Source organism: Luteibacter sp., from assembly GCF_036500425.1.
Lineage (GTDB): Bacteria > Pseudomonadota > Gammaproteobacteria > Xanthomonadales > Rhodanobacteraceae > Luteibacter.
Genome location: NZ_DASYCB010000082.1, coordinates 1 through 9,891, shown reverse-complemented (window position 1 = coordinate 9,891; position 9,891 = coordinate 1). Strand labels below are relative to the sequence as shown.

General features: G+C 63.6%; 9 protein-coding genes. 5 read left to right on the top strand and 4 right to left on the bottom strand.

Annotated features, from left to right (window positions below; translation table 11 throughout):
* Positions 1-55 precede the first annotated feature (55 nt).
* Complete coding sequence (locus VGN46_RS20285) at positions 56-841, bottom strand: LytTR family DNA-binding domain-containing protein (protein ID WP_331646638.1); 786 nt, start codon at positions 839-841, stop codon at positions 56-58.
* On the bottom strand, positions 838-1,944 hold the full coding sequence (locus VGN46_RS20280; RefSeq protein WP_331646637.1) for a sensor histidine kinase: 1,107 nt from the start codon (positions 1,942-1,944) through the stop codon (positions 838-840). Before VGN46_RS20280 ends, VGN46_RS20285 begins: the two co-directional genes overlap by 4 nt.
* A gap of 203 nt (positions 1,945-2,147) precedes the next feature.
* Between VGN46_RS20280 and VGN46_RS20275 the strand changes: the two genes are divergently transcribed.
* The 3 genes from VGN46_RS20275 to VGN46_RS20265 all read left to right on the top strand — a co-directional run bounded on the left by VGN46_RS20275 (position 2,148) and on the right by VGN46_RS20265 (position 3,678).
* Positions 2,148-2,570, top strand: coding sequence for a hypothetical protein (locus tag VGN46_RS20275; RefSeq protein ID WP_331646636.1), 423 nt, complete (start codon positions 2,148-2,150; stop codon positions 2,568-2,570).
* A gap of 10 nt (positions 2,571-2,580) precedes the next feature.
* Complete coding sequence (locus VGN46_RS20270; protein WP_331646635.1) at positions 2,581-3,066, top strand: hypothetical protein; 486 nt, start codon at positions 2,581-2,583, stop codon at positions 3,064-3,066.
* Positions 3,067-3,192: 126 nt separating this feature from the next.
* Positions 3,193-3,678: a VOC family protein gene (locus VGN46_RS20265; protein ID WP_331646633.1), complete on the top strand. Its 486-nt coding sequence runs from the start codon at positions 3,193-3,195 to the stop codon at positions 3,676-3,678.
* Positions 3,679-3,721: 43 nt separating this feature from the next.
* On the opposite strand, the gene VGN46_RS20260 is transcribed toward VGN46_RS20265, so the two are convergent.
* Together VGN46_RS20260 and VGN46_RS20255 are read right to left on the bottom strand one after the other, a co-directional pair.
* A complete protein-coding gene (locus tag VGN46_RS20260) occupies positions 3,722-6,847 on the bottom strand; it encodes an efflux RND transporter permease subunit (RefSeq protein ID WP_331646631.1) in 3,126 nt (1,041 codons plus the stop codon).
* Between the two features lie 84 nt (positions 6,848-6,931).
* Positions 6,932-7,831, bottom strand: coding sequence for a LysR family transcriptional regulator (locus VGN46_RS20255; RefSeq protein WP_331646629.1), 900 nt, complete (start codon positions 7,829-7,831; stop codon positions 6,932-6,934).
* A 100-nt stretch (positions 7,832-7,931) separates the two neighbouring features.
* On the opposite strand from VGN46_RS20255, the gene VGN46_RS20250 reads away from it, so the two are divergent.
* Both VGN46_RS20250 and VGN46_RS20245 read left to right on the top strand, forming a co-directional pair.
* A complete protein-coding gene (locus VGN46_RS20250; RefSeq protein WP_331646627.1) occupies positions 7,932-8,864 on the top strand; it encodes a pyridoxamine 5'-phosphate oxidase family protein in 933 nt (310 codons plus the stop codon).
* Between the two features lie 18 nt (positions 8,865-8,882).
* Positions 8,883-9,773 carry an alpha/beta hydrolase gene (locus VGN46_RS20245; RefSeq protein WP_331646625.1) on the top strand — a complete coding sequence of 297 codons (891 nt, stop codon included), beginning with the start codon at positions 8,883-8,885 and terminating at the stop codon, positions 9,771-9,773.
* Positions 9,774-9,891 lie beyond the last annotated feature (118 nt).

The following is a 9,891-nucleotide window of genomic DNA, read 5'->3' as shown; positions in this document are numbered from 1 at the left end:
GCGCGCTTGCGCGCGAGGGGGGGGCCTCGAGCACCCTTCGCGCGCAAGCGCGCTCCTACAGGGGGGGTGTCGTGGGTTGGATGGAGACCAGCTTCAGGAACGCTTCGTGCTGGTAGCGGCTCATCCGGAGTTTCTGCCCCGTATCCATCGTGAGGACATGGTACCCATTAAACCAGGGGTGCACGGTTTGCACGCGGCGGACGTTGACGATGGCCGAGCGATGGACACGGGCGAACTGGCGGGGGTCGAGGCGTTCGGCGAGGCCGGTCATGGTTTCGCGTAGTTCATGCACACGATCGGCGAGGTGGATCAGCACGGTGTTGCGGCTGGCCTTGATCCAGACGATCTCGTTGACGTCGACGAAGGTGACCTGCTCGCTTTCACGGATGGGGATCCGATCGAGGTAATGATCGCGGCGACGCAACGCATCCAGCGCCTGCATGATCTTCGCCGACGCCTCACCCTGCGCCACGGGGCTAGCGATCCGGCCCTTCGCTCGCGCTAACGCATGCGCGAAACGATCGCGATTAAAGGGCTTCACAAGATAATCGACCGCGTTGGCTTCAAACGCCTTGACGGCGTATTGCTCGTACGCCGTGACGAACACGGTTGCCGGCATGCGCTCCGCACCAACGGTTCGCACCACATCGATGCCGGACATCGCCGGCATCTGGATATCCAGGAAGACGAGGTCCGGCGAGCCCGCGCGGATCGCACCTACGGCGGAGGCGCCATCGCCGTACTCGGCGAGGTCCGCCACATCAGGGTCTTCCCTTAGCAGCCGCACGACGGCCTGCCGTGCGATCGGTTCGTCGTCGACGACCAGGACCGAGAGCTTCATACCTCGACGACCTCGGGTTCGTCTTCGTCGATGACCTGATAAGGGACGCGGATACGGCACACGACGCCTTTTGGCCAGATCATCTGTAGATCGACCTGCCCTGCGCTTCCATACAGCTCGCTAAGGCGCAGCCGCGTGTTCGACAGGCCGATGCCGTGGCCCTCCGGCGTGGACTCGGCGGGATCCAGGCTGCTATTCCGGTTGCGCACTTCGATCACCAGGCTATCGCCGTCCCGGCGGCTTTCGATCTCGACACAATCGTTGCCGACACGCTCACCAATGCCATGCCTGATCGCGTTCTCCACGATGGGCTGCAGAATCAGGCTGGGTACGGCACAGGAGAGCGTATCCGGCGAGATATAGATGCGCGTATCCAGCCGATCTTTGAACCGCGTGCGCTGGATACCGAGGTAGAGATCCAGCAAGACCAGTTCCTGGCGCAGGGTAATCTCCTGCCCCTGGCATTCTTCCAGGAAGGCACGTAGCAGCTCACTGAGGCGTAGCAGCATGTCTTCGGCCGAGGTCACATCCTCGTGCAGCAAGGTCGCGATAGCGTGCATGGTGTTGAACAGGAAGTGCGGCTGCAGCTGCGTACGCAAGACCTGCAGGCGCGACTGGGCCAGCTCGGATTCGAGTTGGGATGCCTCGAGTTCACCCCGGGCCTTTTCCTCGCGGAAACGCATGGCTTGCTGGATCGCGAACAGCGCCCAACAGGTCAGCAAGCCGGTGGCGGCATGCTGGCCAACGAACTGGCGCCACTGCTCGGCAAGGCCGGAGGGTTCGGTGAAGGTTGAAATGAAGGCACCGATGAGCAACGCCAGCCCGGTCATGCCTGCGCTGCCGAGCAAGGGGATCCACAGTTCAGTCAGGCGCAGCGGTATGCGTATGGGGTAGTGCTCGCCAAGCCTGAAGACCAATGGAGCCAGTGCCGCCCAGGTGTACCACTGGATCGCCGACCAGCGCATGTAATCGCTGAAGTCCCAGGTATGCCCTAGCAGGTCATCGCGCATATACCCCTGCCACGCAAAGACCAGCGCCACCACGCTCCACAAACCGACGTAGCGGCCCATACCGATTTGCGTATTGCCAAGGCGGACTTTCATCGGAGGGGGTCCAGAGGTAGGTAGCGGCACCATCTTAGGCACCCCCGCGCGTAGGTGGAAAGCAAATCCCGACATGGTTGCCATTGGTCATGCCGCTACGACGATTCGTCCCGCAACCGTTTTCGCGAGGAACGGCTCTAGCGCTAGATGGCGGCGCCGCCCCCTCATAGGGGCCGCCACCCCACCCTTCGCTGGAGCGCGCCATGATCCGGATCCTGCCCTGCCTCGCCATCCTCCTGGCCACCATGGCCACCACTGCTTGCGCGGGCCCCCAGCCACGTACCACGAGCGCCCGGGAAACCTCGGCCCCCTTCAACCTCGTCAATGCCACCGCCAGCAGCGTAGCGACACTCGCCATCGCACCCAGCGGCAGTGATGATTTCCATGCGGTAGACCTCGGCGGCGCGTTGAACGGCGGCCTGAACTCGACCGCGTTCCAGCTCCCGAACGGACCGTGCCTGCGCGATATGCAGGTCACCTTCAGCGATAGCCGCGTGACGCGCCTCAACGACATCGATGTCTGCCGAACGCATGGCCTGCGCCTCGACAGCCTGAAGGGTCGTATGATCAGCCCGGACAGCAGCCTGGCTAATGAAGGGCCAGTCACCGATCGGGTCGCGCATTGACGGAGGTCGCATGAAGCACGCTTTCCTGGCATCCACACTCGTCGCGGGGCTTGCCCTGTGTGTCTCCGCTTCCGCAACGGCGCCGGTCGCCGCGCCATTGTTGGGGAAATGGTCGGTCGATACCTCGCGTATGCCGATGCCGCCCGAGGCAAGACCAAAGAGCGTGCTGCTCACCTTCACTGACGCAGGCAACGACCACCTGACCATGGGCGTGGATATCGTCTTCGCCGATGGCAAGCAGGTGCACACGAAGGGCACCAATCCGCTCGACGGCACCTCGGTGCCTGTCGTGGGCAGCCCCGAGGCGGATGCAGCGGCGATGGAACACCCGCAGGTGAACGTACTGGTGGTCGGCCTCAGCATGGGCGGGGTGCCCGCCTCAACGCGTATCTACGCAGCAGCACCCGACGGCAAGACGATGACGGAAACCGTCTCCTTCTTCGACGATAAGGGCAAGCCGGCGATGCGCATGCACTACTTCACCCGCGCGAACTAATCCCTCGCGAAGGTTGCGGCGACATGATCCATGAAGGCACGCACCTTGGCGGAGTAGGGAAAGCTATTCCAAGACGTGGCCACGCCAACGGCACATCGTGGCGTTTTCCGTCGTGGAACGATCGCCATGAGCAACACGGCCACCTACGAACCATTCCCCTTCCCGCTCACCTTCGAGATCGTGGTCATCCCCGTGGCCGATCCGGACCGCTCCAAGGCGTTCTATAGCCGACTCGGCTGGCGGCTCGATGCCGACTTCGCCAATGACAAGGGGTTCCGGGTGATTCAGTTCACACCGCCCCAGTCGGCCTGCTCGGTGCATTTTGGCGACAAGATGACGGAGGCCACACCGGGTTCGGTTCGCGGCCTGCACCTGGTGGCGAGCGATGTAGTGGCTGTGCGGGATGAGCTTCGTAAGCGCGGCATTGAGACCAGCGAGGTCTTTCACGATGCCGATGGGGTATTCCACCAGGCGGGCAACAAGAACCGCGTCGATGGACCGAGCCCGGATCGGAAGAGCTACGGCTCATTCGTTTCGTTCAACGACCCCGATGGGAACGAGTGGGTCGTGCAGGAAATCACCACGCGACTATCCGGAAGGCTGTGGGACTAAGCCCCCCTTGTAGGAGCGCGCTTGCGCGCGATCGGGGTTGCGGCTAGCACCCATCGCGCGCAAGCGCGCTCCTACAGAGAGCCTTTGCCGCCTTTTTTTCCGCGCGGTCGTGCTGCCAGAGGTAGATGGCGGGGGTGCTCAGGAGGGTGAGTAGCTGAGAGACCAGCAGGCCACCGAGGATGGCGATGCCTAGTGGCACGCGCATTTCCGAACCGACGCCGAAACCGATCGCCAGGGGCATGGCTGCGCCCATCGCTGCCAGGGTCGTCATGGTGATCGGCCGGAAGCGGACCATGGCCGCCTCGAAGATCGCCTCGACTGGCGACATGCCGCGCTCCCGCTCCGCGACCAGGGCAAAGTCGACCATCATGATGGCGTTCTTCTTCACGATACCGATCAGCATGAGCACCGCGATGATCGACATCAGGGTAAGCGGCGTCTGCGTGATGAACATGGCCAGGTAAGCGCCCATACCGGCCGCGGGCAGTGTCGAGAGAATGGTCAGCGGGTGGATGAGGCTTTCGTAAAGGATGCCCAGCAGCACGTACATGATCACCACGACCGAGGCCAGCATCACCAGTGCACCGATCACGGCTTCGATCAGCTTCTGGTTCGAGCCGGCCTGCTCTTGCTGCACGCCAGGCGGCAGCCGCGCATGGTCAATGAGATTATCGACAAGGCGCATACCCTGGACCTGGTTTACGTCGTCTGCGAGGTTGTAGCTGATCGACGAGGATTCCAGCTGGTTGAAGTGGCTGACGCCGGTCGGTGTGATCGACGGTGCGATGCGCGCAAACGCCGATAGCGGCACCATGACGCCACGGGCGCTGCGCACATAGGTATTGAGCAGGCTGCCGGGTTGCAGGGAGTGCGCGCCCGACGCGGTCAGGATGACCCGGTACTGGTTGATCTCCGAAAAGATCATCGATACCGGCCGCTGGCCAAAGGCGTTGTACAAGGCATCATCCACGGCCGCCATGCCTACGCCCAGCCGCGCAGCCGCATCGCGATCCACCGTCAGCGCCTGCTCGTTGCCGATGGTATCGAAGCTGGTGCTGACATCCCGTAGCTCCGGCAGCGCCCGTAGCCGTTTCGCTACGGCAAGCGTCGTGTCTTGCAAGCTCACGCCGGATGAGCTGGTCAACTGGACCTGGTATTGCGGCCCGCCAGAGCGCGTATCACCACCGCCACCGAAGAACTGGATGGGCGTCATGACCACGGTGATATCCGGGAATACCCGGGTCTTCTCCGACAGCCGGCTGATGACCTCTTTCACGCCAGTCGTCCGCGCCCCTGCCGCCTTCAGCCCCACATACATGGTCGCCGAGTTACCGACGGCACCCCCGCCACTCCCACCCAGGATGGCGGTGACATCCGCCACGGCCGGGTCCGCCTGGATCAGGTCAGCCACATAGCGGGTACGCTCGGCCAGGCGCACGGGTGAGACGTTGGCTTCCGTGGTCAGGCCTACCTGGAACATGCCGAGATCCTCGTCCGGCATGATGCCGCCGCCGGCCGTCGCCGCCACGGCGGCCGCCAGCGCGCCGGTCAGTACCAGGAGCAAGGCGGGCTGCCAGCGCATAAGGCGGCGATGATGCATGGACCAGCGGAGCATGCGCTCGTAGTGACCGAGGATCCGTTCATCCCAGCGCGCCAACGCCGCCGCCATGCCGTGCGTTGCCGTTTCCGGCTGATGCACGAGGTAGCGCCCGCACAAGGCCGGGGTGATCGTCAGCGAGACGATGGCGCTCACCACGATGGCCGCCACCAGGGTCACCGAGAATTCGTGCACCAGCGACACGAACATATTGTTGCCGAACACCATGGGCGCGAACACAGCGATGAGCGACAGCGTGATGGACACAACGGTGAAGCCGATCTCGCGCGTGCCGATCAAGGCCGCGCTCAACGGCTCCTCGCCAAGCTCCATGTGGCGGACGATGTTCTCGATGACGACGATCGCGTCATCCACTACGAAACCGATGGCTAATACCAGCGCCACCAGCGATAGCGTGTTCAACGAGTAACCAAGCATCCACATCACACCGAATGCGCCGGCGAGCGAAAGCGGCACGCTCACCATGGCGATCAGCATCGGGCCTACCCGGCGGAGGAACAGCAACATCACGCCCGCGACCATCAGGACGCTGATACCCAGAGTGACCTCGACTTCGTGCAATGCGGTCTTCGTCGTTTGGGTCAGGTCGAAGATCGGCGTGATCTGCGTGTCAGCCGGAAACAGCGCGCGCAGGCCCGGCATGCGCGCCTTGATAGCGTCCACCGTGGCGACCGCGTTGGCTTCGGGTCGCTTGCTGACCTGCAGCACTACGCTGCGCTGGCCGTTCAACCAGGCGGCCTGGTATTCGTCTTCCTGGCCGTTGCTGATCGTGGCGATGTCACTCAAGCGCACCGGCGTCCCGTTCCGTACACCCACGATAATATGGGCGAACTCAGCCGGCGACGTCAGTGAATCGTTGGCCAGCAACATCATCTGTTGATGCCCGGCTTGCAAACTACCTAGCGCGGAGGTGACGTTGGCGGCGATCAACGCGTTGCTGATATCGCCGGTGCTCATCCCCTTCGCCGCCAGTGCCAACGTATCCAGTTCGACGCGCACCGCGTGGGCCGAGCCACCGGACACCTGCACGCTGGAGACGCCCTCGACCTGGGAAATGGCCGGTTTCGCGAGCGTATCGGCCAGGTCGTAGAGCCGATCCGCGGGCATGCTCGGTGAACTCAGCGCGATAAGCACCACGGGGAGCTGCGTGGTGTCGAGCTTGAAGTACTGCGGCGGCACCGGCATACCCGGTGGCAGGTCGCGGGCCGCTGAGTTGATCGCCTGCTGGACATCACGCGCCGCTGCATCGGTATTCGTGCCGAATTCGAACAGCATCTGCACCTGTACCGACCCTTCGTTGGCGATACCCGCCATCTGCTTCACGGCGGGAACGCGACCGAGGTGGCGCTCCAGCGGCGCCATCACGGTGTTCGCGATAGTCTCCGCGCTCGCACCGGGCATCTGCGCGGTCACGAAGACCGCCGGGATGTCCATCGCCGGCAACGCCGCCACCCCAAGCAGCAGGTAGGCCCAGACACCGGCGATAAGCAGGCCGATACCGAGCAACGACGTACCGGCCGGCCGCCGGATCCATGGAGCGAAAACATTCATGCGCGTCCCTGCACTCCCTCCGATGACACGCGCCGACCATATAACGCCCCGGCCGGTGGCAAACGTGCCATTGGTTGGTGCGAACTACAGGAGGTGTGGGTGCGTTCGCAGATGCTCGGCGAGCATGTCGATGAAGTGCCGGACCTTGCTCGATCCGTACTTGCTTTCACGGTGCAGCACGTGCACTGGCCATGGCGTTTCCTCGTAGGCCGCGAGGATGGTCGTCAGGCGACCCGAGGCGAGCTCTTCGCCAATCTGGTAGGAGAGCAGCCGCGCCACGCCGAGACCTGCCACCGCCGCCGCCACGGCGGCGTCGTTGCTTGTCACGGTGAGGCGTGGCTTCATGCGCACCGTGGCCGGATCATCGGCGGCACCAAATTTCCAGTCGACCCGCGGTGACAGGCCGGTCGACGAAATCACCGTGTGGGTCAGCAGATCGGCCGGGTGTTCGGGCACACCGTGCTTAGCAAGGTACTCGGGCGAAGCGACCATCAGCCGCCGCACCTGCCCCACACGCAACGCCTTGAGACTCGAGTCCGGCAAGTGGCCGATCCGCACGGCGACATCCACGCCCTCTTCCACCATGTTCACCACGCGGTCGAGAAAGAATGCGGTGACATCCACCTCGGGAAAGTCCTGCAGGTAACGGACGATGCAAGGCGTGACGAACGTTCGTCCGAACAGCACGGAAGCCGTCACCGAGAGGTGCCCCTTGGGCGCGGCGTTGACGCCCGCGGCGGCCTCGTTGGCCTCGGTGATGCTGGCGAGGATATTACGAGTGTCGTCGAGGTAGCGTCGGCCCGCTTCGGTGAGCCGCACGTTGCGCGTGGTGCGGGCGAGCAGCTTGACCCCGAGCTCGCCCTCCAGCGCCGCGATGGCGCGGGTCACGGCGGCCGGCGACAGGTCGATGCGCCGGGAAGCGGCCGCAAAGCTCTCCTCCTCGCCGACGGCCACGAAGACTTTCATGAGGTGGATCTGGTCCATAGCCAGCATTACGCCACGCGCAACAATCAATTGCGAGCCGCCTCGTTCCCAGCCCAGGCCGGATTCCGAAAAATGGACCCATCGAAACGAGGGTCCGGTCATGCAGCGCAAGCACCACTTCCACGAAGGCGAACGCGAGATCCAGAGCCGCGCCGGCGAGGAGGCCACCGCAGCGCGCAATGTGGCCATCGTGAGCGACAGCGTGATTGGCGGAGCACGTCCTTTCGTCGCCAACCAGTTCATGGTGGCCGTGGGCAGCATCGACGCCGCTGGCGATCTCTGGGCTTCCCTGCTGTTCGGCAAGCCGGGGTTCGCCCAGGCCACCGACGGTAAACGAATCACCCTGGACGTGCCCATGGCCCATCGCCAGGCGCACGAGCCGCTGTGGGCGAACCTTGCCCGGCACAAAGACATCGGCATGCTGTTTATCGAACTCGGTACGCGGCGGCGCTACCGCGTCAACGGCAGCGTGGCCGCGGTGGACGATGCACGGGTGGAGGTGGACGTACGTGAGGCTTACCCCAACTGCCCGAAGTACATCCAGCGCCGGGTGCTGCGCGCACTGACCGAACGTCACACGGCTTCTCAATCCGCGTCCGGCACGGTCCTGCGTGGCAGTGTCGGCGCGATCATCCGCCACGCCGGTACGTTCTTCATCGCCAGCCACCACGCCACCAGTGGCGCGGATGTCTCGCATCGTGGCGGCGACGAGGGCTTCATCCAGATCCTCGACGAGCGCACGCTGCGCATCCCCGACTACCCCGGGAACAGCATGTTCAACACCTGGGGCAACTTCCAGGTCGATCCACGCGCCGGGATCTGTATCCCCGATTTCACCCAAGGCCGCGCGCTTCAACTGACCGGCAAGGTCTCGCTGCATTTCGACGAGGCCGATCCCGCGGACGAAACCGGCGGAACCCACCGTTTCCTGCAGTTCCATGTCGAGCGTTGGCTGCTCCACGACGCCATACCCAAAGCGGAGTGGAAAGACCTGGATAACTCACCGTTCAACCCGCCCGTCACCCTTCGCTGATTCCCTGGAGATATCACCATGACCACCCAAGCCAATCCCCCGGTTGTCTTCTACCGCAACGAGACCATCGATGGCCTCAACATCGCCTACCGTGACGCCGGCCCCGCCGATGCACCCGTCGTCCTGCTGCTTCACGGTTTCCCAACCTCGTCGCACATGTTCCGCAACCTCATCCCGTACCTCGCCATGCGCTACCGGGTGATCGCACCCGACTACCCCGGCTATGGCGAAAGCGATGCGCCGGATATCAAGGATTACCACTACAGCTTCGAAGGCTTCGGCAACATCGTGCGCACGCTGCTCGAGCGTCTCAAGGTTGAAAAGTACGCCATGTATGTCATGGACTACGGCGCACCGGTCGGCTGGCAGTTGTTCCTGAAGAACCCCGAGAAGCTGACCGCGCTGATCGTCCAGAACGGCAATGCCTATGACGAAGGCCTGAAGGCATTCTGGGATCCGATCAAGGTGTACTGGGCCGATGGTTCCGCGAAGAGCCGCGATGCGCTTCGCTGGCTGGTGAAGCGTGATACCACGATCTTCCAGTACACCGATGGCGTGGACGACAAGAGCCGCATCTCACCGGATAACGTGGCCCACGACCAGCCGCTGCTCGATCGCCCGGGTAACGAAGATGTTCAAATGGATGTGATGTACGACTACCGCAAGAACGTCCCGCTCTACCCGGAAGTGCAGCGCCTGTTCCGCGAACACCAACCGCCGACCCTGATCACCTGGGGTGAGCGCGACACGATCTTCCCGGCCGATGGTGCCCACCCGTACAAGCGCGACCTGAAGGACCTCGAGTTCCACCTGTTCCCCACCGGCCACTTCGCGCTGGAAGACAAGGGCGACGAGATCATGCCGCTCATCGGTGACTTCCTGGACCGCAAGCTGGCCAAAAGCCGCTAACCACCTGCTCTTGTAGGAGCGCGCTTGCGCGCGATGGGGCTTGCCGCAACGCCCATCGCGCGCAAGCGCGCTCCTACCGGGGTGGTTTTGATACCTTTGGGGGATTGCCTGTCTGGCG